This is a genomic window from Ensifer sp. 4252 (assembly GCF_050434565.1).
In the GTDB taxonomy this organism is placed as follows: Bacteria; Pseudomonadota; Alphaproteobacteria; order Rhizobiales; family Rhizobiaceae; genus Ensifer.
On the sequence record NZ_JBNDIU010000013.1, the window covers coordinates 88,340 to 113,045 of the forward strand.

17 protein-coding genes are annotated in these 24,706 nt (G+C 63.1%); 5 read left to right on the plus strand and 12 right to left on the minus strand.

Annotation, left to right across the window (positions count from 1 at the left end; genetic code table 11):
• Positions 1–25 precede the first annotated feature (25 nt).
• Positions 26–3,325 (plus strand): autotransporter domain-containing protein, encoded by a 3,300-nt coding sequence (locus tag ABIE33_RS22235; protein ID WP_429129545.1) that lies wholly within the window; start codon positions 26–28, stop codon positions 3,323–3,325.
• Positions 3,326–3,420: 95 nt separating this feature from the next.
• Here the strand turns inward: ABIE33_RS22235 and ABIE33_RS22240 are convergent, their stop codons facing one another.
• From ABIE33_RS22240 to ABIE33_RS22270, 7 genes are all read right to left on the minus strand, one after another.
• Positions 3,421–4,080, minus strand: coding sequence for a histidine phosphatase family protein (locus tag ABIE33_RS22240; protein ID WP_429129547.1), 660 nt, complete (start codon positions 4,078–4,080; stop codon positions 3,421–3,423).
• A 91-nt stretch (positions 4,081–4,171) separates the two neighbouring features.
• Positions 4,172–5,272, minus strand: coding sequence for an ABC transporter ATP-binding protein (locus tag ABIE33_RS22245; protein WP_429129549.1), 1,101 nt, complete (start codon positions 5,270–5,272; stop codon positions 4,172–4,174).
• An 18-nt stretch (positions 5,273–5,290) separates the two neighbouring features.
• On the minus strand, positions 5,291–7,000 hold the full coding sequence (locus ABIE33_RS22250; RefSeq protein WP_429129552.1) for an ABC transporter permease: 1,710 nt from the start codon (positions 6,998–7,000) through the stop codon (positions 5,291–5,293).
• A 218-nt stretch (positions 7,001–7,218) separates the two neighbouring features.
• A complete protein-coding gene (locus tag ABIE33_RS22255) occupies positions 7,219–8,538 on the minus strand; it encodes an ABC transporter substrate-binding protein (protein WP_429129555.1) in 1,320 nt (439 codons plus the stop codon).
• Between the two features lie 159 nt (positions 8,539–8,697).
• Complete coding sequence (locus ABIE33_RS22260; RefSeq protein WP_429129557.1) at positions 8,698–10,038, minus strand: sigma-54-dependent transcriptional regulator; 1,341 nt, start codon at positions 10,036–10,038, stop codon at positions 8,698–8,700.
• On the minus strand, positions 10,035–11,939 hold the full coding sequence (locus ABIE33_RS22265; RefSeq protein WP_429129559.1) for an ATP-binding protein: 1,905 nt from the start codon (positions 11,937–11,939) through the stop codon (positions 10,035–10,037). Before ABIE33_RS22265 ends, ABIE33_RS22260 begins: the two co-directional genes overlap by 4 nt.
• Entirely contained in the window at positions 11,939–13,288 is a 1,350-nt protein-coding gene (locus ABIE33_RS22270) for an ABC transporter substrate-binding protein (RefSeq protein ID WP_429129562.1), read from the minus strand. Before ABIE33_RS22270 ends, ABIE33_RS22265 begins: the two co-directional genes overlap by 1 nt.
• Before the next feature lie 505 nt (positions 13,289–13,793).
• Between ABIE33_RS22270 and ABIE33_RS22275 the strand changes: the two genes are divergently transcribed.
• Complete coding sequence (locus ABIE33_RS22275) at positions 13,794–15,608, plus strand: ABC transporter ATP-binding protein (RefSeq protein WP_429129565.1); 1,815 nt, start codon at positions 13,794–13,796, stop codon at positions 15,606–15,608.
• A gap of 135 nt (positions 15,609–15,743) precedes the next feature.
• Here the strand turns inward: ABIE33_RS22275 and ABIE33_RS22280 are convergent, their stop codons facing one another.
• A complete protein-coding gene (locus ABIE33_RS22280) occupies positions 15,744–16,952 on the minus strand; it encodes a TIGR03862 family flavoprotein (protein ID WP_429129568.1) in 1,209 nt (402 codons plus the stop codon).
• Positions 16,953–17,376: 424 nt separating this feature from the next.
• On the opposite strand from ABIE33_RS22280, the gene ABIE33_RS22285 reads away from it, so the two are divergent.
• The 3 genes from ABIE33_RS22285 to ABIE33_RS22295 all read left to right on the plus strand — a co-directional run bounded on the left by ABIE33_RS22285 (position 17,377) and on the right by ABIE33_RS22295 (position 20,520).
• Complete coding sequence (locus ABIE33_RS22285) at positions 17,377–18,387, plus strand: DUF930 domain-containing protein (protein WP_429129570.1); 1,011 nt, start codon at positions 17,377–17,379, stop codon at positions 18,385–18,387.
• Positions 18,388–18,568: 181 nt separating this feature from the next.
• Positions 18,569–19,627, plus strand: a complete 1,059-nt coding sequence (locus ABIE33_RS22290; RefSeq protein WP_429129573.1) for a P1 family peptidase — start codon at positions 18,569–18,571, stop codon at positions 19,625–19,627.
• Positions 19,628–19,653: 26 nt separating this feature from the next.
• Positions 19,654–20,520 carry a D-amino-acid transaminase gene (locus ABIE33_RS22295; protein ID WP_429129575.1) on the plus strand — a complete coding sequence of 289 codons (867 nt, stop codon included), beginning with the start codon at positions 19,654–19,656 and terminating at the stop codon, positions 20,518–20,520.
• A 70-nt stretch (positions 20,521–20,590) separates the two neighbouring features.
• Here the strand turns inward: ABIE33_RS22295 and ABIE33_RS22300 are convergent, their stop codons facing one another.
• The 4 genes from ABIE33_RS22300 to ABIE33_RS22315 form a co-directional block, all read right to left on the minus strand.
• A complete protein-coding gene (locus tag ABIE33_RS22300) occupies positions 20,591–21,493 on the minus strand; it encodes a LysR family transcriptional regulator (protein ID WP_429129578.1) in 903 nt (300 codons plus the stop codon).
• An 87-nt stretch (positions 21,494–21,580) separates the two neighbouring features.
• Positions 21,581–23,095, minus strand: coding sequence for a serine hydrolase domain-containing protein (locus tag ABIE33_RS22305; RefSeq protein WP_429129580.1), 1,515 nt, complete (start codon positions 23,093–23,095; stop codon positions 21,581–21,583).
• A 40-nt stretch (positions 23,096–23,135) separates the two neighbouring features.
• Positions 23,136–23,876, minus strand: coding sequence for an ABC transporter ATP-binding protein (locus tag ABIE33_RS22310; protein ID WP_429129583.1), 741 nt, complete (start codon positions 23,874–23,876; stop codon positions 23,136–23,138).
• On the minus strand, positions 23,873–24,703 hold the full coding sequence (locus ABIE33_RS22315; protein ID WP_429129586.1) for an ABC transporter ATP-binding protein: 831 nt from the start codon (positions 24,701–24,703) through the stop codon (positions 23,873–23,875). The genes ABIE33_RS22310 and ABIE33_RS22315 overlap by 4 nt, the downstream gene beginning before the upstream one ends.
• Positions 24,704–24,706 lie beyond the last annotated feature (3 nt).

Genomic DNA, 24,706 nt, shown 5'->3' on the forward strand with positions numbered 1-24,706 from the left:
GTATCGCGACATTTGGAGTTATGCGATGAGACAACGTGGACATGACCTCCGCGGGGTAGCGGCTTTTGCGCGCCTGCGGCAGCCGCTTCGCCTTGCGACGGCACTGCTTCTTTGCGGCACCAGCCTGGCCCTTTCGGCGGCAAGTGCCGGGGCGGCGGACGACAGCCTCAAGATCCTGACGCTCAACACCTGGCTTGATCGGTTCAAGGCCAATCCGAGCGTGATGTCGGATTTCTTCATCAAGGGCAACTACGACATCCTGACGTTCCAGGAATTCAGGGCGAACAGCACCTATGCCCGCGACATTCCGAATATCCTGAAGAATGCGGGATTGGGCACCTATGGCACCCGCCAGGACGGAGACGTCGGCGTGTTCTCGCGGCTGCCCGGCACTTACGGTGTCAACACGCTTGGAGACATCGCCACCTATACCGTCGTCGATCCGACCGTCAGCAAGCCACAGACGGTGGTCGGCACCACGCACCTCAACTACTACGATCCGTCGACCAACCGCATCGAAGAGGCTAAGGGCCTGAACAAATGGGCCAAGGGTGAGACACGGCCGGTCATCCTCACGGGTGACTTCAACGCCGGCGACGTTTCCGAGCGCGGGCTGCACTCGATCAGCCAGCAGGAACTGCTGCTGAAAACCTATGTGAAGAGCCCGAACAACGCCTTCTATCTCGGCCTGTTGCGTGAATATGCCAAGGACCAGCAAGCCCTCGACACTTATATCGCGCAGTGGAAGGGCAAGACCGCATCGGCGATCAACGCCTCGATCGTGCCGACCGGATTGTTTGCCGACGAAATGTACCCCGTCAACGGCAACCTGCCGCAGACGATGAACATCCTGAAGAAGCAGTACCAGCTCTTGCAGCTTCCGGGCGAGCGCGAACAGTTTACGCCGCATGGCCTGAACGACGGCAGCGTTACCTGGCCATCCCACGGCGAAGACCCGACGAACGTCTGGGCGAGCTGGCACCGCGTCAAGATCGACCATTTCCTGGCATCGCGGCCGTTTGGCAAATGGTGGACGATCAACGACGATCCGAACGATCCCTATTCCGGCGTGATCACCGATGTCAGCTACGTGACCAATCCCGACGGTTCCAAGACGCCGCTTTCGGACCACGAGCCCGTGGCCCATACGCTGCGCTGGGTAGGGCCGGTGCTCGAGACCTACACGGATCCCGCCTCGGCGACCGCCAAGACGCGTGTCGTCTGGGGCGAGAAGGCTGCGACCTTCGATGAAAAGGGCAAGGAATTCGTCCTCAGCCGCAACAACATGCGCAATGATATCTATCTCGGTCAGATTTCCGACGAGAACGGTCTGCCGATCCTCGCGGGCCTGACCGACACGGAAAAGAAGACCTTGCTCGACTGCGCCAGCGCGGATCCGCGCTTCCAGCAGGCGATCCGCGACTATTGCATCGACGATCATTCCTTCATCGGCGAAATGCGCGTGGCCGACGGCGGCACGGTGATCGTCAACGAGGATGCGGCGCTCGGCAATGCGGACGCGAAACTGCGGCTCGATGGCGGCGGGCTGCGGGTCACCGGGCGGGAGATGCACCAGCTCAACCGTGACATCGTGCTCGAAGGTGCCGGCGGCTCGTTCGACATCGTCGACGCGCAGAATTTCGTGGCGATCGACCGGGCGATATCCGGCACCGGCAGCCTGACCAAGCTCGGCGCGGGCGCCTTGGTACTGAACGGCCAGAACAGCTACACCGGCGAGACCGTCGTCAAATCCGGCCTGTTGTCCGTTCAAGGCTCGATCGCGTCTTCTTCGAAGCTGACCATCGAGGTCGGTGGTGCAATCGGCGGCGTCGGTTCCATCGGCAGCATGACGGTGGCAACCGGCGGCGTGATTGCGCCCGGCAACTCGATCGGCACGCTGAACGTCAGCGGCGACATTACCTTTGCCGCCGGGTCGGCCTACCATGTCGAGACCAATGAGAAGGGCGAGAGCGACAAGATCGCGGCCACGGGCAAGGCAATCCTCAACGGTGGCTCGGTGCTGGCGCTGGCCAGCGGCAACGCTTATGCGCCGCAGACGGCCTACACGATCCTGTCCGCCAATGGCGGCGTTTCGGGGACGTTTGCCGATGTCGCCTCCAGCCTTGCGTTCCTCGATCCGATGCTTGCCTATGGCGCCAACGACGTCACCTTGACGCTCAGCCGCAACGACATCCGTTTCGACGATGTCGCCGAGACGGCGAACCAGCGTGCTGCCGCCGCCGGCGCCGAGAGCCTGGGCTTTACGAATGCGGCCTATACTGCTCTCGTCAACCTCGACAAGGTTCAGGCGCGAACCGCTTTCGATCAGCTCTCAGGCGAAATCCATAGCTCGGCCAAGGGCATGCTGCTGCAGGATGGTCTGCTGCTGCGCGATGCCGCCACCAACCGCATTCGTTCGGCCTTCGGCGATGACAACGGCAAGGCGACGCCAGTGCTTGCCTATGGCGAAGGCGGCATTGAAAGCGTGGCGCCGGATACGGACCGCTTCGCTTTCTGGAGCCTGGCCCTCGGGACCTGGGGCGAGACCGATGGCAACGGCAATGCCGCGGCATTCGATCGAAACACAAGCGGCTTCCTCGCCGGCATGGATGGCCTCGTCGGTGACACGTGGCGCGTCGGGCTGCTCGGCGGCTATAGCCGTTCCTCATTCGACGTCGCCGATCGCCGCTCATCGGGCGACAGCGAGAACTACCATATCGGCGTTCACGCAGGCACGCAGATCGGCGCGCTGTCGCTGACGGCGGGCGCCACTCACAGCTGGCACCGCATCGAGACGACGAGAAGCGTCTTTTTACCCGGGTTCGAAGACACCCTGTCAGCGGCCTATGACGCTCGGACTTCCCAGCTCTTCGGGGAGGCGAGCTATGCGATGGAGACCGGGCGCTACGCCTTCGAAGGTTTTGCCAATCTCGCCTATCTGAACCTCGACACGGATGCGTTCCGGGAGAGTGGGGGTGCCGCCGCGCTTGCCGGTGCGGCGGATCACACCGACGCGACCTTCACCACCATCGGCCTTCGCGCATCGAGCGATGTCGCCTTCGGCGAAACGGTCGCGACGATGCGCGGCACCGTCGGCTGGCGCCATGCCTTCGGCGATGTCATCCCGACTTCGGCCTTGGCCTTCTCGGGCGGCGATGACTTCTCGGTTGTCGGGGCGCCGATCGCCAGGGATGCGGCAATCGTCGAGGCCGGCGTTGACTTCAACATCGCACCCGCGGCGACGCTTGGCGTCAGCTATGCCGGGCAGATCGGTTCCGGTGTGTCCGATCACGGTGTCAACGCTCGGCTCAAGGTTCGCTTCTAGAGACCGATCACGACGGCAGTTCACTGCCGCCTTCCAAAAACACAAACCCCGCCATGCCGGCGGGGTCTGCTTTAACTGGAATAAACCGTCGGCGGTCAGATCCAGACGGTGCGGCCTTCGCCTTCGCAACCGAGCGCGCGCAGAATGCTGAGCGGAATTCCGATCATCGTTTCATGGCCGGCCGAAAGCAGGAAGGAAACCGTTTGCGGTTCGCGATAGGCAAGGATCTCTTCGCGGGATGCCTTGGTATAGATGCCGCGAAGGGCGCGCACGCAGCCGCTATGGGTCACGACGACGTGGGTGTTGTCGCGGTCGAGCGTCGCCAGCCAGGTGAGCAGGCGGGCGTCGAGCGTCGTCCGGCTTTCGCCGCCGGGCATGGCGTAATCCCACGGCTCGACGCTATGCGCCTCGTATTCATGCGTCAGGTCCCGCTCGATCTCATCGTGGGCGCGCCCCTCCCAGGAGCCGTAAGCCCTTTCCACCAGCGCTTCGTCATGGGTGAATTCTTCGAAGGGAACGGACCAGGTGTCGGCCAGGATCGATGCCGTCTGGCGCGCACGCCCGAGTGGACTGACCCAGAATTTGAGCCTCGTCTCACCGGCTATTCTTTCGGCCAGCCGCAGCCCGACGGCGAGCGCTTGTCGGACGCCGTTCGCCGTCAGCGGCGTATCCTTTCGGCCTTGCAGCCGACCGGCGACATTCCATTGGGTTTCGCCGTGGCGGATGAGGATGATGTTTGGAAGATGGGAAGTCATGACATGCTCGAAGTTCGCCGGCGCGGAGCGCCGGCCGGAAATGAAAAGAGAAGGACACCCGCCGGAGAATGGCCGGCGGATGTCCGATTGCTCACTCGGCAAGCCAGAGCGCCGAGGACGGCTTGAGGCCGAGTGTCGTCGTGGCCCCGGTCTCGAGCAGGGTCTCGCCCGAATGGAACGGCGCGTCGATCAGCACCGTCGCGGTCCCGACCTGCACGCCATAGCGCACGGTGGCGCCCAGGAACTCGCGATGCGCGATCGTGCCGGTTAAGGCAACGGCACCCGGCTCCAGTGTGCCGAGGGTCGCATATTGCGGCCGGAAGACGAGCTTGGCACCTGTTGGCACCGACGCACCCGCCGGGATCGGTATGGAGCCGGCACCTGCAACCTCGAACGTGCGCTGCGTACCGGAACCCGAGACGGTGCCGTCAAGGATGTTGGCGGTGCCGAGGAAATTGGCAACGAACAGGTTGGCGGGCTTCTCATAGAGCCCCATCGGCGTTCCCACCTGCTGGATGCGCCCTTCGTTGAAGACTGCGATACGGTCGCAGACCGTGTTGGCTTCCTCCTGGTCGTGGGTGACGAAGATCGTCGTCAGCTTCAGCCGCTGCTGCAGGTCGCGCAGCTCCCGCCTGACTTCGACGCGCATCTTGGCGTCAAGGTTGGAGAGCGGCTCGTCGAGCAAGAGCACCTTCGGTTCGATGGCGATGGTGCGGGCGAGCGCGACGCGCTGCTGCTGTCCGCCGGAAAGCTGCGATGGGCGGCGGTCGGCGAGATGTTTCAGCCCGACGAGTTCGAGTGCCGCCTGGACCCGGCGTTCGACTTCCGCGCGCGGCAGGCGACGCTCCTCGAGGCCAAAGGCGACATTGGCGGCAACGGTCATATGCGGCCAGAGCGCATAGGACTGGAAGACCATGCCGATGTCTCGCTTCCACGCGGGCATGTCGAGCACGTCGTGCCCGCCGATGACGACCTTGCCCTGCCGGGCATTGTTGAAGCCGGCGATCAGCCGGAGAAGCGTGGTCTTGCCGCAGCCCGACGGGCCGAGAAAGGCGAAGAATTCGCCCGGCTGGATCTCCAGATTGATATCCTTCAGCACGTGAAGCGCGCCGTAGTAGAGATTGACGTCGCTGATGCTGATCGCCTTGGCGGGGCCGACCGCGAGCGCAGCGCTGTTGATGTTGACAGTCATGTTGTTCCTCCCGAGTTTCTATTTCGCCACGCCGAGCGCCTTCTGGCGGCGCTCGATGACGTAGTGCGAGAGCAGGGTGCAGAGTGCGACCATGATGACGGCGATGACGCCGAGGGCTGCACCCGGGCCACGACCCGCCGGCGATTGCATGAAGACGTAGAGCCCGTAGGCGATGGGCGCGTCCGAGTTGCTCTGGATCAGCATCAGGGTTGCCGACAGCTCGACGGCAGCGGTCGAGAAGCTGGTGACGAAGCCGGCAAGCAGGCCGCCCGTCATCAGCGGCAGGACGATGCGCCGGATCGTCCGCTGCTTGGTGGCGCCGAGGTTTTCAGCCGCCTCTTCCAGCGATTCCGACACCTGTTGCAGCGCCGCGTAGCAGGCCCTGAGCGCATAGGGCAGCCGACGGATGGCAAGCGCCAGCACTACCATCACCCAGAGGGTCGCAAGCGGTGTGCCGTCCGGCAGCGTGATGCCGTAGAACGTGCGCAGATAGCCGATGCCAAGCACGACGCCGGGGATGGCGAGCGCTGCGGTTGCCGCCCAGTCGAGCCAGCGGCGGCCAACGACCTTGGTGCGCAGGACGAGATAGGCGATGGCACCACCGATGACGACGTCGATCAGGCCGGCGAGGCTGGCGTAGATCAGCGTGTTCTTGATGTAGAGCGAGCTTTCGCCGAAGACGCGGCCGTAATGCGCGACCGTATAGGCGTCGGGAAGCGGGCTGAAAGACCACACTGTCGCAAGCGACAACAGAAGCAGGCCGATATGCGGCGACAGCACCAAGAGCAGGATCAGGCCGACGACGCCATAGGCAATGACGCTTTCGCCGCGGCTGAGCTTGCGACGGGAAAGTCCGCCGCCGCCGCGCTGCGTCGTCGAATAGTCCTTGCCGCGCATGGCGACCGCTGACAGCCACATGGCGAAGATCGAGACGGCGATCAGGATCACCGAGATGACATAGCCCATCGGATCGGTAAGGCCGACCGAGGTGACGCGAAGGTAGGCTTGAGGCGCCAGCATGTCCTTGACGTTGAGAAGCAGCGGCGTTGCCAGGTCGTCGAAGACCTTGACGAAAACCAGCGATGCGCCGGCGAGATATCCGGGCATTGCCAGCGGGAAGACGATGCGGCGAAACAGCCGGAAGCCGGACGAGCCGAGGTTCTGGGCTGCCTCTTCCATCGAGCGGTCGATGTTGCGCAGGCTGGTCGACAGATTGATGAGGATGAAAGGGAAGTAGTGCAGCGACTGCACGAAAATGACGCCGTTCAGCCCCTCCATGAAGGGAATACGGATGCCGAACCAGTCATTGAGGATCAGGTTGACGCTGCCGTTGCGGCCGAAGAGCAACTGCATGGCGACTGCGCCGACGAACGGCGGCATGATCAGCGGCACGAAACCGAGCGTCTGGATGATCAGCGAGCCGCGGAAATCGAAACGTGTGGTCAAAACCGCAAGCGGAAGCGCGATCGCGCTCGCCCAGATCACCGACATGCCGGAGACGTAGACGGAGTTGAAGAACGACCGCCGGAAGAGATCGGTGTTGAAGAAATCGACGAAGTTGACGATCGTCAGCGCGCCGGTGCCCTTCTCGGTGAAGGCCGTGTAGATGACCGTGCCGGCCGGGATGACCAGAAAGATGGCGAGGAAAAGCGCGATCAGCGAGATCGCAAAGATCTGTCCGGGCTTGGCCGAGACGCGTCTTATGGGAATGGATTGAACGAGCGCCATGGGGCAGACTCCGGATTTTGGTCGACAAGCCTGACGCGTCTACGGCGCCCCGCGTCTCTGGACCGCAAGGGTTGGTGCAACGCTTTCGACTGCTGCACAATCGCCCCCGGATCGGTTCCGATCTCTCAGAGCTGACTGACAGGCGCTTCAGGCTTGGCGAAGGTATTTGTTTTCGGGGATGGCCGCCCGCCAAGAGCAGGCGGCCTCTTCGGCCGGTGTCAGTCGACGAGAGCCAGCGCTTCTTCGGCCTTGGCCTTGGCAGCGGCATACTTCTCGGTCGCAAAGGCAGCCCATTTCTGCTCGAGCTCCGCCTGGCGGGCGGTCTTTTCCTCGCCGCCGGTAAAGGCGTCGCGGATCTGCTGGCTGGCCGCTTCCTCAGCCGTGATCGGCATGGCGGCGATCAGAGCGTGGGCTTCCGTCAGGAGCGCGCGGGCAGGTGCCTGCTCGTTGGCTGCAACTGCCTTTTCCGCGTCATGGATCGCCTTGGTGGCGCCCTTGATGTTGTCGAGCTGGAACGAGATCAACTGGTCGTAGAGGGTATCGACGACATCGGTGCGCTTCTTCGAGACGTCGGAATCAAACGTGATCATCGACTGGAAGCGCGGATCCTTGAACGGGTTCGGGAAGCCTTCCGGTGCCTTCTCGTAGAGAGCAGGGTTGATCGGCAGACGGCGGATCGCCGGCTCGAGCAGGACGGCCTGGCCCTTTTCCGAAAGCAGGTAGTTGACGAAGGCTTCAGCGCCAGCCTGGTTCGGCGCATTGGCGACGATGCCGATGTTGGCCGGAACGACTGTCGTGACGGACGGGTAGGCGAAGGAGACGGGGAAGCCGCTCGCCTGCGCCGAGAAGGCGAAGAAGTCGATGACGATGCCGATGCCGGTCTGGCCGGAGTTGACGGCGTCAGGCACGCCGAAGGAACGCTCGGTCACCTGCTGCAGGTTGCCGCCGATACCCTTCAGCGTCGCCCATCCCTTGTCCCAGCCTTCGCCTTGCAGGATCGTCTCGATCGTCAGGTGGGTCGTGCCCGAACGCGAGGGCGCGGCAATCGCGATGTGATCGTGGTATTCGGGCTTGGTCAGGTCGCTCCACTCGACCGGCTTCGGCAGGTCGTTGGCTTCAAGGTAACGGTCGTTCGACATGATGCCGTAACCCGAGGCGGCAAAGCCGAAGTAGTAGCCGTCCTTGTCGTTCACCGGATAGGAGCCGACCTTTTCCGGAAGGCCCGTGACCGAAGGTGTGAACTTGGCCAGCAGCTCGCGGCTCTTGAGGCTGTCGAACGCGTCCGGGGCGGATGCCCAGAACAGGTCGACCTGGTTGTTCACCTTGGTCTCATCGATGTATTTGACGCCCGAGCTTGTGCTCTTGTTCTGGACGTCAAGGGTGAAGCCGGGGTTTGCGGCCTCAAAACCCGCCTTGAACGGATCGGTCACATCTTTGGAAAACGATGTCACGATCGTGACTTTCCCGCCGTCCTGGGCGTGAACCGTCACAACGAAGGCAGCCGACATCAACATCGCCGCGGCAATGGTCTTCAACATAGGTATCTCCTCCCAATAGGGACACCGCGTGTCTGGTGTCCGATCTATTAAGAGCAAGCGCCGTGCCAGATTGATAATCGCCGGCCATCAAGGATCTTGGCCGCCTGATGGGTAAAAACGGTAACAACCCAGCAGAATGGTGGGGTCAAACCGGTAACATCAGCCGGCCTCGCCATCGTTCTGGGCGGCGATATCGAACTTGCGCATCTTGAGGTAAAGCGTCTTGCGCGAGATGCCGAGCGTATCCGCCGTCGCCCCGACGCGTCCGTCGTGCCTGGCCAGGCTGTCGAGAAGGATGGCGCGCTCGAGCCGGTCCATCTGCACCTCCAGCGTCTCGCCGCCTGCCGCCGCCCGGTCAACATCGGGGCGGTCTTCAAGCCCGAGCACGAAGCGCTCCGCGACGTTGCGCAGTTCGCGAACGTTGCCGGGCCACGGTCTGCCATTGAGTTCGGCCAGAAGCTCGGCGCTCACCCATGGCGGCGTGCGGCCCTGCCTTCTGGCGGCGAGTCCAAGAAAATGCTGGAACAAGAGGCCGACGTCGCCCTTGCGTTGGGCGAGCGGCGGCAGCTCCACCCGGGCGATATCGAGGCGGTAGGCGAGGTCTTCGCGGAAGTCGCCCCTTCGGGCAGCCTCGTGCAGATCCGCTTTCGTTGCCGCCACGACGCGCATGTCGATGGGCCGCTCGACGTTGGAGCCGAGCCGCTCGATGACGCGCTCCTGCAGCACGCGCAGCAGTCGGACCTGGGCGGCCAGCGGCATCGATTCGATCTCGTCAAGAAACAGCGTGCCGCCATCGGCGTATTCGATCTTGCCGATGCGCTTTTCACGCGCGCCGGTAAAGGCGCCGGCTTCATGGCCGAAGAGTTCCGATTCCAGCATGGTTTCCGGAATGGCGCCGCAATTGACGGCGACGAACCGCCCCTTGCGTCCGCTGAAATCGTGGAGCGCGCGCGCAGTCACTTCCTTGCCGGTGCCGGTGTCGCCGATGATGAGCGCGTCGGTCACCGCCGCCGCGATGCGCTTCAGCTTCTCCCGCAACGCAACCATCGACGCGGAGTGTCCGATCAGCCGCGTTTCCCAGCCGTCGTCCTCCACCGACAGCCGCAGCCGCCGGTTTTCGAGCAGCAGGCGGCGATGGTCTCGGGCGCGGCGCACGGTCTCGATCAGGTGCACAGGATCGGCGGGCTTTTCCAGAAAATCCCATGCGCCGTCGCGCATGGCACGAAGCGCCATCGGGATGTCGCCGTGCCCGGACATGAGGATGATCGGGATTTCCTGGTCGATCTTGCGCACCGCGGCAACGAGGTCGAAGCCGTCGTGATCCGGCATCCGCACGTCGGAAACGATGACGGCGCGGCTGTCGGCGCGAAGGTCGGCGAGCGCCGATGTCACCGAACCGTGCGGCGACACGCTGAGGTCTTCCAGTTCGAGCACCTGACAGCAGGCTTCAAGCACGCTGGCATCGTCGTCGATCAGGATGATATCCGGGTCCAACGTCATTGCGGGCCTTTCAGGGATACGAGGAATTGCGTGCCATGCGCACTGGTTTCAAGGATCGATATCTCGCCACCGAAGTCCTTGACGATATTGTAGGAAATGGAGAGCCCGAGACCGAGGCCGGAACCAACCGGCTTGGTGGTGAAGAACGGGTCGAAGACGGCAGCGACGTCATCAGCGGCAATGCCGTTGCCGGTGTCGCCGACGACCAGCCGGGCATCGACGCCGGCCCGCTCGATCGTTGCATGCACTTGGCGCATTTGCCTGCCTTTGACGGCGTCCAACGCGTTGCCGATGAGATTGACCGCCACCTGTTCGAGCCGCACCGGCTCGGCCATCACCATGACGGCGGCGTCCTCCGGCAGGCGCAGTTGTATTTCGACAGCCTCTTCCTCGAACCGATGTTCGAGCAAACTGAGCGCGTCGCGGACCGCTGCCGTGAGGTCGACGGGCCGTAATTGTGCGTCGGGCCGGCGCGCAAAGCGACGGATATGGCTGATCTGGTCGGCCATGCGTCCAGTCAATCCCTTCATCTTGTCGAGATTGGTGACCGCCAGCTCCCCCTTGCCGCGTCCGATCAGGGTCGTGGCGTTATGAATCTGGGCCCGAAGGGCCGCCAGTGGCTGGTTGAGTTCGTGGCCAATGCCCGCCGCCATCTGCCCGAGCGCCGCGAGCTTTGCCGACTGGATCAACTCGTCACGTGTCTGGCGGAACAGGACGAGGGCATGGGCGAGATCGCCGAGTTCGTCTGCTTCGGGTGAGGGGATCGCGATTGCCGGCCGTCCGCTGCCGATTGCGCCGGCGGCTGCCGACAGAAGCCGGATGCGCGCCAGGAGGTTGCGGTAGACGTAGAAGAAGCCGATCGCGGTTGCGAGCAGTACCGAAAGAACGGCGATGGCGACGAGCAGGCTGCGCCCGGTTTCGATAGCCGCGGCGGCACGCTGTGCGGCGGCAGCGGCACTTGTCTCGATCGCCACGACTTCCGTTTCGATCCTGCGTCCGAGGTCGTCGACCAGGCGGCCGTTCTGGCTGGCGAGCTCTAAGAGCTTTGCCGCCTCGATCATTTCCGAGCGCTTGCGATTGGGAATACCTGTCGAGACGTCGGACTGGTCAAGTATGCGGCGCGCCAGCTGGCGAACGGTGATGCTGTCCGGCCAGTTATCGAGGCTGGAGATGCGGCTTGCGAGCTCGTCGGCACTATCGCCCAGGAAGGCGTTGGTCTCCTGGATTTCCTCTTGTGTGGTGGCGTTGACGAGCCGGCCGATCAACCCGGTCGCCAGGTTCGCCTGCGACACTGCCGTCAGCAACGCCTCGCTTTTCTGCTGTTCCGCAAGCGCTGCCGCCCCGTGGCCGTTGCGTGTCTCGGCTTCGATGTTGAAGCGAATATCGTCGACGAGCGGGTCGGCCTCCTCAAGAAGGTCCGCCTGGACCCACCGCAACTCGTCGATGTCAGAGCGCATCGCTTCGCGAAGGGTGAAGCGCTTGCCTGCGGCAAGGTCGATCTTATTGAGGTTTTCGCCGATCGCCTCGGCCAGCGGCAGAAGATCGGTCGCTTCCGACTTCGTGTCGTTTTCCCCAAGCAGCGAGCGCAGCGTGGTGAGGCGTGCCGCGTAGCTGTTGCGGATCTCGTTATACTCGGCACGTGTCTCGGCTCCTGCGAGAACCGTTGTGACCGAACCGATGTCAGCGCCGGCCTTCGAGAGCCGCGAGGCGAAAGCGAGTTGCGGCATCTGGTCTTCCGCGATCTGTGACAATTCACCCGACAACCGCTCGTAGGACAGCCAGCCGACAAGGCAGGCGCCGACGGCGAGCCCGACAATCGCGACGAAAGCAAGGACAAGGCGCGCACCGATGCCGAAGCGCCAGCGGCGCACACCGGCAGCAGGGTCTATCGATTGGCCCATCATTGCCGCCATGGCTGCAGATCTGTGGCCGGTCGCCCGACGGAGGACAGGAGCATTTCGGCTGTCGCCAGATTCCGTTCGATCGTGGCGCGCAGTCTCTGCGTCAGCGCGGTATGCGCCGGCGAGCGGGCAATGCTGCGCGGCCACTCCGCCTTGAGCGATTCGTCCGCATTCTCGATATCACTTGCCGAAAGCGGCGGCGTGCCGAGCAGACGCCGGGCTCTCGCAAGCATGCTGCGCTGCTGCGCGTCCTCGATCTCGATCGCTTCCAGATCCGCCACCCTTTTCCAGAGCCGGGCAAGCGTCGCCCGGCGGCGCACGATATAGTCGTCGAAAACCAGATTGACGAGACCGTACCTTCGGGCCGACAGCGCCGCGTCGAAACCGCTGTATTTCAGCAGGCCGTCACCACTCTCTTGGGGCAATAGTCCTTTGTTGAGCGCCGGGTTGAGAGGAATACGGGCGATGGCCGGCAGCAACAGCACCTTCTGGCCGTCTTCGGACAGAACGAAATCGATGAAGCGCTCGGCGGCGGGAACATTGCGCGCCCGGGACAGGATCGCGATGCTGGCCGGCACGAACACGGTGTCGGGCGGCAGGATGAACACGTTGCCGGCGTCGGCGAAATCAGGCGCAGTGGCGAGGAAGTCGATGGTGATGCCGATGCTGAAGCGCCTTTGGGCGACACCGGATGCAACGCCGAAACTGCGCGCGGTAACGGTCGACAGATTGCCGCCGAGCTGGGACAGCATCGCCCAGCCCCTTTCCCATCCGTAGGTCTGCAGCAGTGCTTCGACGATCAGATGGGTCGTGCCCGACCGCGACGGCGTGGTGATGCCGATCTGGCCGGAATAAACAGGGTTCAGCAGGTCCTGCCAGTCTCTCGGGACCGGCAGCTTGTTCTGGGCAAGATAGGACTGATTGTAGACAAAGCCGTATCCGGACAGCGCAAAGCCCAGATAATAGCCCTCGGGATCATTGACCGGATAGCCGAAGACTTTTTCGGCCGCCCCCGTCTGGCGCGGCGCAATCGGGCGCAGTTCGCCGCCGCGCTTCAAAAGTTCGAAAGCATCGGTGGCCGAGGCCCAGAATATGTCGGCCGGAACATCTGCTTTCTCCATGACGAAGCGTGTGGCGCTCGCCGTGTTGCGCTGGATGATCGACAGGCGGATATCGGGGTTGGCCTTCTCGAACGCCCGTCTAAACGGCTCGAAGAAGGATGGTGGGTAGGAGGTTACAACCACCAGGTCCTGCTTTTCGGCTGCCTGCGCAGCGGTCACGGGCATGGCGAAGCCGGCAAAAGCCAGCAGCTGCAACGCAGCAAGAACGACGAACAGGAACTTCAACACTTCACGCCACCACGACCAGCGCCTGCTTTCTCTGGCAAAAACTTGCGCGGTCCCTCCCTCATTATCGTCATCCCGGCGGGTTGATCCCGCCATCGGCCGACGGTTTACTCTGCTACGAAGAGCGTGTCGCCGTAAACCCTGATGCGGTCTGTACAACTGTTGCAAACGAGCCGCACCGGTTGTGCTTTGGCGGTATGGCTAGATTTCCTCGCTTGGCGGTTGCGGGCGATTCGCCTATAACTCGACTTCCGGCAACAGATCAGGGAGGTTTCAGATGCCAGCTTATTCTTTCTCCCTACGGGGCGGCGTACAGTTCTGAAGTAGACGCTTGAGAGCACTCGCGCTCTTTAGCTGTTCAAGTCAGGATCAGTTTCGCTGACTTTGGTCTTCCCTTGATGCGGAAGCTACCAATCCATTGATGCCGATCGGAAAACAGTTTCCCTTTCTCGGCATGTTTCATTGACTAGAATTTTGAGGCCAGTGCTTTTGGCATTGGGCAATCGTTATGGCTTTTACTCGTTTCGCCTTGCGCGGCGGTGCGTTCCGCAGCGTTTTCGGTTTCACCTGGGTTCATTGGAAGCGCCAGCCGCTTCGCCTTTCTTTCATCCTGGGCGCCGTGCTGCTTTCGACGCTCGCGGATGTCATGACGCCGCTTTACTCCGGTCGGCTGGTCGACGCGGTGGTGACGGGCGCTGCCTCTGACCAGGTGGCCTGGGATGCGGCACTTGCGGCGTTCTGGATGATGATGGCGCTGTCGCTCGGTGCCATCATTTTCCGGCATTTCACCTTCATGGGCGTCGTCGATCTGACGCTCAAGATGATGTCCGACATTGCCTCGGCCGCCTTCTTCCGCATCCAGCGCTTCTCCTCCGACTGGCATGCCAACAGCTTTGCCGGCTCGACGGTTCGCAAGGTGACGCGCGGCATGTGGGCGCTGGATCTGTTGAACGACACGCTACTGATAGCGCTGTTTCCGTCGATCATCATGCTGGTCGGCTCGACCGCTTTGATGGCGTGGTACTGGCCGATGATGGGTGTCATCATCGGCGTGGGCTCGCTCGTCTTCATCGCCGCGACGGTCATGTTGTCGCTCGGCTACGTTGCGCCGATGGCGCGCCTGGCCAACAGCTGGGACACCAAGCTCGGCGGCTCGCTTGCCGATGCCGTCAGCTGCAACAACGTCGTGAAAGGCTTCGGGGCCGAAAAGCGTGAGGATGCGCGGCTGGTCAAGGTTCTCGCCAAATGGCGCGACCGCACCGGCCGGACCTGGGTCCGCGGAACGGTGAACGGGACGACGCAGGGCGCGCTGTTGCTCGTTCTCCGGGCAGCGGTCATCGGCTTTGCGCTGTTTCTCTGGTCGCGCGGCCAGGCGACCGCGGGCGACATCACCTTCGTGCTGACCTCCTTCTTCATCCTGCAGGGTTACCTGCGGGAAGTGGGCATGCACATCCGCAACCTGCAGCGGTCCGTCAACGATATGGAAGAGCTGGTGGACATCCACGCGCAGCCGCTCGGTATCGAAGACAAGGCCGATGCAAAGCCGATCCGCATCACCGATGGCCGCATCGAATTCAACGATGTGACCTTCCACTACGGCGCCCATCGCAAGCCGCTCTATGACCGGTTCTCGGTGACGATACCGGCCGGTGAGCGTGTCGGCCTTGTCGGGCATTCCGGCTCAGGCAAGACGACTTTCGTCAAGCTGATCCAGCGTCTGCATGACCTGAAATCCGGCCAGATCCGGATCGACGGCCAGGATATCGCTGGGGTTGCTCAGGCATCGCTGCGCCAGCAGATCGCGATCGTCCAACAGGAGCCGATCCTGTTTCACCGCTCGCTTGCGGAAAACATCGCCTATGCCAGGCCGACGGCCACGCAAGCGGAGATCGAAAAGGCGGCAAGGCTTGCGAGCGCCCACGACTTCATCACGGGCCTGCCGAAAGGTTATGGCACGTTGGTGGGTGAGCGCGGCGTCAAGCTTTCGGGCGGCGAGCGCCAGCGCATTGCCATCGCCCGGGCCTTCCTGGCCGATGCACCGATCCTCATTCTGGACGAGGCGACGTCGAGCCTCGATTCGGAATCGGAAGTGCTGATCCAGCAGGCGATGGAGCGGTTGATGCTGGGGCGCACCACCCTGGTCATTGCACATCGGCTGTCCACGGTGCGCGCGCTCGACCGATTGCTGGTGTTCAGCCACGGCCGGATCGCGGAAGAAGGCACGCACGAGGCGCTGATCCGCCTTGACGGCGGCATCTACCGCGGTCTGTTCGAGCGGCAGGCGCTGGAACTGACCAAGGGCCTCGTGCTCAACGACAGCTGAGGTCGGGTGCAAGCCGGCGCCATGTGAAACGAAACGTCAGGACGCCGCTATCCCATGGGGTGGCGGCGTCTTGCGTTTCGCTTCTGTTGTCTGGTGGCATCAACGATACCGCCTTGCGGGTGGCGCGAGGCTTGCCTACTGCCGCAGCCATGCGTCAATACCATGGGCGGCAGCGCGACCCGTGGCGAAACAGGCGGTCAGCAAGTAGCCGCCGGTCGGCGCTTCCCAATCGATCATTTCACCGGCGACGAAAGTGCCCGGCAGCGCCTTGAGCATGTAGGCGTCATCCATGGCGCTCCAACGTACGCCGCCGGCCGACGAAATTGCCTCGGCGATCGGGCGGGGGCGAAGAACAGTAATCGGCACCGACTTGATGCGTTCGGCAAGCGTCTTGGGGTCCGCGCGTGGGGCCTCGGGAGTAATTTCGCGCAGCAGTGCCGCCTTGACGCCTTCCAGCCCCGCGCCTTTGCGCAGGCGATTGGAGAAGCTCGTCTTGGCGGGTTGGCGCGCCAGGTCCTTGGCCAGCCGTTCGCTGGTCCGTCCAGGGGCAAGATCGATCGACAACACCGCAGCCTCCTGCGTCTCCAGACGGTTGCGCAAATGCGCCGCATGCGCATAGACGAGGCTGCCCTCGATACCGTGGCGGCTGATGACGAATTCGCCGGGGATCGTGCCCGCCTCTGAAGTTGCCGTCACCGATTTCAGCGCTTCGCCGGCAAATCGTTCACGGAACGCATCGTCCCAGTCGACATCGAAACCGCAATTGGCCGGGCGGAAATCGGCGACATCGACGCCTGCGTCTCTGAAAGCCGCCAGCCAGCCGGCGTCGGACCCCAGCCGCGGATAGCTGGCGCCGCCGAGTGCGAGAAGCGTGGCATCGCTGTGGACGGTCTGGCGTCCATCCGGCGTGTTGAAGGTCAGTGCCTGTCCGGCAAAGCCCATCCATCGGTGCCGCGTCAGGATACGCACGCCTTGCGCCTCCAGCCTCTTGATCCAGGCGCGCAGCAGCGGCGAGGCCTTCATCGCCTTTGGAAAGACACGGCCGGATGAGCCGACAAAGGTTTCGGTCCCGAGGTCCTCCGCCCAGGCCCGCACATCGGCGGGGGTGAAGGCGTCGAGCGCTGCCCGCAATCGCTCCGATGCGGCCCCGAAGCGACCGGCAAAGCGCTGGAAATCCTCGGAATGGGTGATATTCAGGCCGGACTTGCCGGCGAGCAGAAACTTGCGCGCAACGGTCGGCATGCTGTCGTACACCGTCACCGAATGGTTTTGCAGAGACAGGATCTCTGCCGCCATCAGCCCGCTCGGCCCGCCGCCAATGATCGCGATTTCGTTTCGTTTCATGCGCCCGTCCGGCATGCGATTCCGTTGCGGCCACTCTTGGCCCGTCAGGACGTCTCGCGCAAGCCGGGGTGAAGGGGCGCTTCAATGGCGGGTACTGGCATTCAGGCGTTTTTCGAGCCAGATGCTGTAGCGCCAGCCGGCAAAGCAGATGACGAAGTAAAGCAGCACAGCAAATACATAGGCCCCGGTATGGAAGCCGAGCCATGTCGGGTCCGCGGCCGAGGTCTTTTACGCATTCGAGAGGTCGTAGACGCGGGTCACGGCAAGCAGCGACTCCGGTGCGGTCGGGGACCGCCGCTCCGATCCGTGACCGGGACATGTTGCAATCATTCTCGTCTGCGGTTGCGTGTGCGATATCGTGCCCACTTGTTGAGACGTGCCTAAGCCCCTAGCTTCCGCCCATATGGTCCATTACTCGTAAGCGATGCAGCTGTTTTCCGAAAAATGGTGGGAGAAGATCAGATGGGGTACGCCGACTTCGGTGGGCCTGCATTTGCTCGTGATCTTTCTCGTGCTGTTTCGTTTGCCGGATGAAGCGCCCAAGCCTGAGGGCGAGCAGAGCATCAACGTCGAGATCGTCTCTGCGCCGCAGCCCAAGCAGGAAGAAAAGCCCAAACAGGAAGCGCAGCCGAAAAAGGAACAGCCGAAGCCCCAGCCGGCTCCCGCTCGTCAGCAGCCACCGGTTTTCGAATCGGCTGCGGCCAAGATCAAGCAGGAGGCCAAAGCCGCTCAGCTTCCGCCCACCGCAAAGGCCGAGAAGAAGGATGTCGTGAACCAGCCGAAGAAAGCGGAGGCGGCCGCTGCTGTCAGTGAGAAGGCGGAGGCGAAGGCGCAGAAGCAGCCGGAGGCGGAAAAACCTGCACCGCAGCAGCTTGCCGTTCTGTCGAGTAGTGCCAACGGCGAGGAAAGTGCTGCCGAGAAGAAGCCGCCTGCCGAGGCGGATGCAGAGAAGGCGGTGCCGAAAGCCGATCCGGTGCCGGTGCGCAAACCCGTGGACAACAAGGAAAAAAGCGACGAGACGGAGGGCAAGGCCGAAGCGAAGGCGAAGTTGCCGTCCGACAGGTTCGTCGAGGCGGAGGAGCTTTTCTCTGCAAAATCGATCGCCGATCCGCGCGTTAAGCAGGCGATGGGTCAGTTGCCGGTCAAGAAGCGTATCCTCCAGCTCTGCAGCATCGAGGCCTTAGAGCAGATCCGCCATGAGCGACCGAAGGATTTTCCCGATATGCTCGTGCCCTTCGGCCCATCCGGCGGGTTTATCGGCAAGGAGCAGATCGACGCGAGCGGCGGCGCCTATCGCAGCAAGGGCAATTGGTACGACGTCAACTTCAGGTGCAAGGTCAACCTCGAGACGGTCGAGGTCGTTTCGTTCAGCTACGCGATCGGCGGCATCGTGCCAGAAACGGCCTGGAAGAGCCGCAAGCTGCCGACCAACTGAGGTGGTCTCGGCGTGTTGCTGCGCTCAGTAGCGCGAGAGACGTCCGATCGTCTTGCGGACTTCTCATAGAACTATTCCATTTTTGAGATGCCGTTTTGTCGCGGGGAAGAGTAGCTTCCAGCCAAATAAGGCGGCGGTCGTTTGCGGCGGATGCCACCAGGCACAACGGGGAAAAGGCCACATGTCGGCAAGCACGCGTCAAAGACTTCGCGATCTCGGATTTCGCCCCGGCGTCTACGAGACCGGTTTGCTGAACGCGATCACCGATGTCGCAGGCCTTGCCGTTGGCCACGCGACCGTTATCGAGGGCGACAGGATCCGCACCGGCGCCACCGCCATCCTACCCCACCAGGGCAACCTGTTTCAGGATAAGGTGCCGGCGGCGCTTGCGGTGCTCAACGGTTTCGGCAAGTTTGTCGGCTCCACCCAGATTGCCGAACTGGGCGAGCTCGAAACCCCTGTCGTTTTGACCAACACGCTGGCTACCGGGCGGGCGATCGAGGCGGTCAACCGCTTTACACTGGCCCAGCCGGGCAACGAAAAGGTCGTGTCGCTCAACGCTGTCGTCGGCGAAACGAATGACAGCCGGTTGAACGATATCCGCACAGGCCGCCCAACGGTTGACGAGATCGGCATGGCGCTTGCCGCGGCAGCAACCGGCCCGGTAGAAGAGGGCGCCATCGGCGCCGGCACAGGCACGGTCGCCTTCGGTCTCAAGGGCGGTATCGGCACCAGCTCGCGCCGCGTCAAAGCCGCGGGCGAGATCTTCACCGTCGGCGTGCTGGTTCAGTCCAATTATGGCGGAAGGTTGCTGGTCTGCGGCCAGCCTTATGATGCGCCGTCAGGACATGATCGTGACGGCTCGATTGTCATCGTCGTCGCCACCGACGCGCCGGTATCGGCACGTAATCTCAAGCGTCTGGCCGAGCGCGCCTTTGGCGGCCTTTCCCGCACCGGTGCTGCGCTCAGCAACGGCTCCGGCGATTATGCGCTGGCATTCTCGACCGCAGAACCCGTGCGTCGGACGCGCGAACGGCGCGCGGCGATCTCCAGCTATCCCGATCTGCCGAACGACCTGATCTCGCCGCTGTTCGAAGCGACGATCGAGGCAACCGAAGAGGCGATCCTCAATTCGCTGGTCACGGCGCAATCCATGCGCGGCTTCAACGCCGCCACCGGCAAGGCCAGTTCGGTCGAGGGGATCTCGCTCGACCGGCTTACAGCCCTCAAGACCTCCTGAATTCTTTTCCCTCAGACGGAGTTACCATGCCCAACCCGACCGGCCGTATCGTTTATCTGAACGGCGAGTTCGTTTCCGAAAGCGCGGCGCATCTGTCGATCTTCGATCGCGGCTTCCTGTTCGGCGACGGGATCTACGAAGTGACCGCGGTGCTCGAAGGCAAGCTCATCGACAGCGCGCTGCATATGGCGCGACTCGAACGTTCCGCCCGCGAGATCGACGTGCCGCTTCCGGTATCCGTTTCGGAGATCGTCGAGATCGAGCGCCGGCTGGTGCGCGAAAACAATCTCGTTGAAGGCGTTGTCTATCTGCAGCTCACACGTGGTGCGGAGGATCGCAACTTCCTGTTTTCAGGTGAGATCAAGCCGACGCTGCTGCTCTTCACCCAGGTCAAGACGCTTGAGCACGTGGGGGCGGTCGACAAGGGCGTCTCCGTCAAATCGGTCGCCGACCAACGCTGGGCACGACGCGATATCAAGAGCGTATGTCTTTTGCCGCAGGTGATGGCGAAGCGCATCGCCAAGGCCGAAGGCTGCGACGAAGCCTGGATGATCGAGGACGGGTTCGTCACCGAAGGCGCGTCCTCCACTGCCTACATCGTCACCGACGATGGCAGGATCGTTACCCGCGGCAACAGCAACGCGACGCTGCCCGGCTGCACGCGGCTTGCCGCGCTGGAACTGGCGCGCGAGCAGGGGCTTACAATCGAGGAGCGGCCGTTTTCGCTCGATGAGGCGCTGGGCGCCCGCGAGGCCTGCCTGACGAGCGCGTCGAACTTCGTCGTTTCGGTGACGCGCATCGACGGCAAGCCGATCGGTGACGGCAAGCCCGGTCCGATGGTCCGCCGGTTGCGCGAACTTTATCTGGAAAATGCCCGCCGTACGGCGATCTAGCGCCGGCGGAGCCACAACCGACAGGCTGAGGGTGTGAAGCGCTCCCTGCCGGGAGCCGCTGTTTCTTCCCTCAGGCGGCGGCCGTGTCCTGCGACTGCCAGATGCGTCCGACGACCGGGCGCCGGTTGTCTTTGGCGCGGTAGAGCCGGATTTCGACGCTGATATCCCAGCGAGGATCGGCGGCGCGTACCAGCGCGCCGGAGGCAAGCTCTGCGGTCATCAGGCTTTCCGGCACCCAGGCGATGCCCCAGCCGGCCTGCGCCATCGCTTTCAGGCCGACCGACATGCTGCCCTCATGCACCCGTTGGAATGGCGGCAGGTCGGCGCCGACCAGTTCTCCCAGCAATTGCCCAAAGAACGACGACTTCTCGTAGCTGATATGCGGAAAGGGCTTCGTGCCGCCTTCCAGCAGGTGGGCGGCCGACCCGCTCTCGTTGGGTGACGAAACCGGAATGATCTTTTCGTGGCCGAGCGAGCGGTGTTCGAACGCCTGCGGGTCGAGGAGCAGCGGTACCTGGGTATGAGCATAGGTCAGAAGGAAATCGCAGGATCCGTCGACCAGTGAGTTGAGGTTTTCCTCCATGCTGCCGGAATCCGGGCGCAGTCTGGAGAAGACTGGGCCGGCCTTCTTGTTGATCCGGTTCATCCAATCAGGAAAGAACGTAAAGGAGAGCGTGTGGAGCGCGGTCACCTTGATGGTCTTGGCGTCCGAACCCTCTTCCTTCTGCAGGTTGCGCCGGGATTGATAGAGGTGCTGAAGCGTCTCCTGCGCCACCGGCACGAATTTCTGGCCCGCCTCGGTCAAACGCGACGGGTAGGTGGCGCGGTCGACTAGGCTCGCTCCGACCCAGGCCTCGAGCTGCTTGATCCGGCGGCTGAAGGCGGATTGGGTGACGTGCCGTTCGTCGGCCGCTTTCGAGAAATTGAGCGTGCTCGCCAGCGCCAGAAAGTCCTCGAGCCACTTGATTTCCAAAACATGTACTCCTGAAAAGCGTCAGTTCCCGCCTTGCAGCGGGAACCTGACCCCTTTTAGGCACTGTTCGACAGGCATCAAGAAAAATCAGGACCGACGGCGGTATTCCATCATCCGCGCGCGGTTGAGCACGAGTTCCACCCTGTCATTGTCGAGGACATGAAGGCAGACACGCTTCGTCCACGGCCCGTCATGCAGCGTGAACAGGAAGCGTCCATTGCCGAGCGCCGTCAGCGGCATGACGTTGCGCACCGGGCCAACGCCCATCAGCACCGCTCCATCGCGGATCTCGAACTCGGCCCCTTCCGGGGATTGCCACGTTCCAGAAAGGGATGTCGGCACAACTTGCTCGCCGAGGACGGGCAGGAAGCGGCGCGCCGCATGGCCCGCTTCACCGACAAGCGCCGTACCCTCCAGCCGCAACCGCATCGGCGACGAGGCCGAGCGCGACGAAACCCAGCCGTCGCCGTCGTCGTAAAGCGTGTCGTCGGCATCGAGATAGGTGCAGACGCTGCCCTTGATCTCGAGCCACCAGGGACCTTTCTCGGTCAAATACAGGCCGTCATGAATGCCGGTTGCCGGCGTTGGCAACGGCAAGCCAGTCAGCGCCGTCATGCTTTCGAGCGCGATCTTGTTGCCGTTGGTGTCCTCACGGTTGGAGACGACGACGAAGCCCGACCGGCTTTCGGGGTCGAGCAGGAAGTAGGTCTTGTAGCCGGGATGCGAACCGCCGTGACCGACGAAGCTGCGCTCACCAAGTTTCGACAGGCGCAGGCCAAGACTGTAGCCGCTCGGCCGTCCATCCGCGAGGAAGCGCGTTGCCTGCAACTTCTCCAGCACACCTTCGTATCGGCCATTGCCGGCTATCAATGCCTGCAGCCAGGCAGTGAGCGCATTGGCACTCCCCGTCAGGCTACCGGAGGCGGAGATATGCAGGCCGGCGGCGGAAAGCTGCCAGCGTTCACCGTTCTGCCAATAGCCGGGCACCAGGCCTGTCACCGGGTCGTTCCAGCCGTCGGGTGCTTTGAAGGTGACGCCGAGGGGGCCGGCAACGTCGCTCTGGATAAAGTCGTCGAAGGCAAAACCCTTGCGCTCAAGTGCCGCCTCGACGAGGCGATAGCCGGTGTTGGAATAGGAGACTTCGCTGCCGGCGTCGAAATTCAGCCGCCGCATGCGTGCCAAGAATTCAAGAAGTGTTGCGGCTTGGGTCTCCGTGTAGACGGAGAGGCCGAGCAGCGACAGGCATTCGCGCGTGTCCGGCAAGCCGCCGCTCATGTCGAGCGCCTGGCCGACCGTCACATCGGCAAGCGGCGAGACAAGTTCGGGCAGATGTTGCCCAAGCCGGTCGTCGAGCTTGATGATGTCGTCGTGCGCAAGCACCATGGCACAGAAGAAATGCTTGGTGACCGAGGCATAACGTACGACGCTTTCAGCCGAAAACGGCGTAAGCGTCGCCAGGCTCTCGGCGCCGCGCGCATGCGAAAAGCGGATGCCGCTCTCATCGAAGCCGACGATGGCGCCGCCCGGTTCGTTCTCCGCCCACTGTCTGGCGAAACCTTCGGCGGTAGCAGATGCGGCGTGCCAATCGAAATGTACCGGCATGGTGTCTTCCATTGTGTTTGTTGTCTCGACAAGATCGAGGTCAGGCGGGTTCTTCCAGCCCGACGCTCAGCATGCGCAGTTCCGTCGTATGGGCATGGTTTGTCTTGCCCGTCCGCAGGTCCTGCGCGCTCAGTTGCTCCACCATTTCACCGTTCAACATGACACCGACCTGACCGCAGAGATGGGCGATCACGGCGAGGTTGTGGCTGACGAGAATGTAGGTGAGGTTTCGCGCTTCGCGAAGGTCGGACAAGAGGTTCAGGATTTCCGCCTGCACCGAGACGTCGAGAGCACTCGTCGGCTCGTCGAGCAGCAGCACCTGCGGATCGGCAATCAGTGCGCGCGCGATCGCCACCCGCTGACGCTGGCCGCCGGACAGCTGGTGGGGAAACCGGAAGCGGGCCGCCTGCGGCAGGGCCACGTCCGACAGCGCCTGGACGATCCGCCTGTCGATATTGTCCATGCCGTGCACCAGCGGCAATTCGCTGAGGATGCGGTCGATCGTCTGGCGCGGGTGCAGCGAACCATAGGGATCCTGGAACACCATCTGCACCCGGCGGAAGAAACCCGGCGGACGCTTCAGCGCGGCCGCCTCTCCCCCGAAGGCGATGCGGCCTTCCCAGCTTTCGTTGAGCCCGGCCATCGCCCGCAGGATCGTGGATTTGCCCGAGCCGCTTTCGCCGACGATGCCGAAGCTGTCGCCCTTTTTCACCGAAAACGAGACACCTTTGACGACCTCGCGGTCGCCGAACCTTATGCGGAGATTTTCAACGTCGATCATGCGGTGAGCCACGAAGCATCGCGGTTGAGAACAGGCAGCCGGTCCCTGGGATGCGTGAGGGAGGGCATGCAGTTGAGGAGCCCCTTGGTGTAGGGGTGGCGCGCGTTGAGTAGCTCCGATGCTTTCAGCTCTTCCATGACCCGGCCGGAGTACATCACCGCGACGCGGTCGCAGAAATGGGAAACGAGCGGCAAGTCGTGGCTGATCAAAATGAGGCCCATGTTGCGCTCCGACACCAGCTCCTCGATCAGCCGCAGGATTTCGGCCTGCACGGTGGCATCGAGCGCGCTCGTCGGTTCGTCGGCAATCAGCAGCTCCGGATCGGGGGCCAGCATCATCGCGATCATCACCCGCTGGCCCATGCCGCCCGAGACCTCGTGCGGATAAGAGGCGGCGACTTCGCGCGGATTGCGGATCTTCACCTGGTCGAGAAGGTGGATCGCCGCTTCGAGCGCCTGCTTCTTGCTGCCGCCCTTGTGGGCGCGCCAGGCTTCAGACACTTGCCGGCCGATGTTCATCACCGGGTTCAGCGAGTATTTCGGATCCTGCAGGATGAAGCCCGCCCGCTTGCCGCGGATCTGGCGCATCTGTTTTTCCGAGGCGGCGAGCACGTCGATGCCGTCGAAGGACAGCCGATCGGCGGTGATGGCGGCATTGGCGGGCAAAAGCTTCATCAGCGCCCGCGCCGTCAGGCTCTTGCCCGAGCCGGACTCGCCGACGATGCCGAGTTTTTCCGCGCCGAGCGAAAGCGAGACACCGCGCACGGCCTCGAACCGGGAAGAGCGGTTCTCGAAGGCAATGCGGAGGTTCTGGATGTCGACCAGCATGGC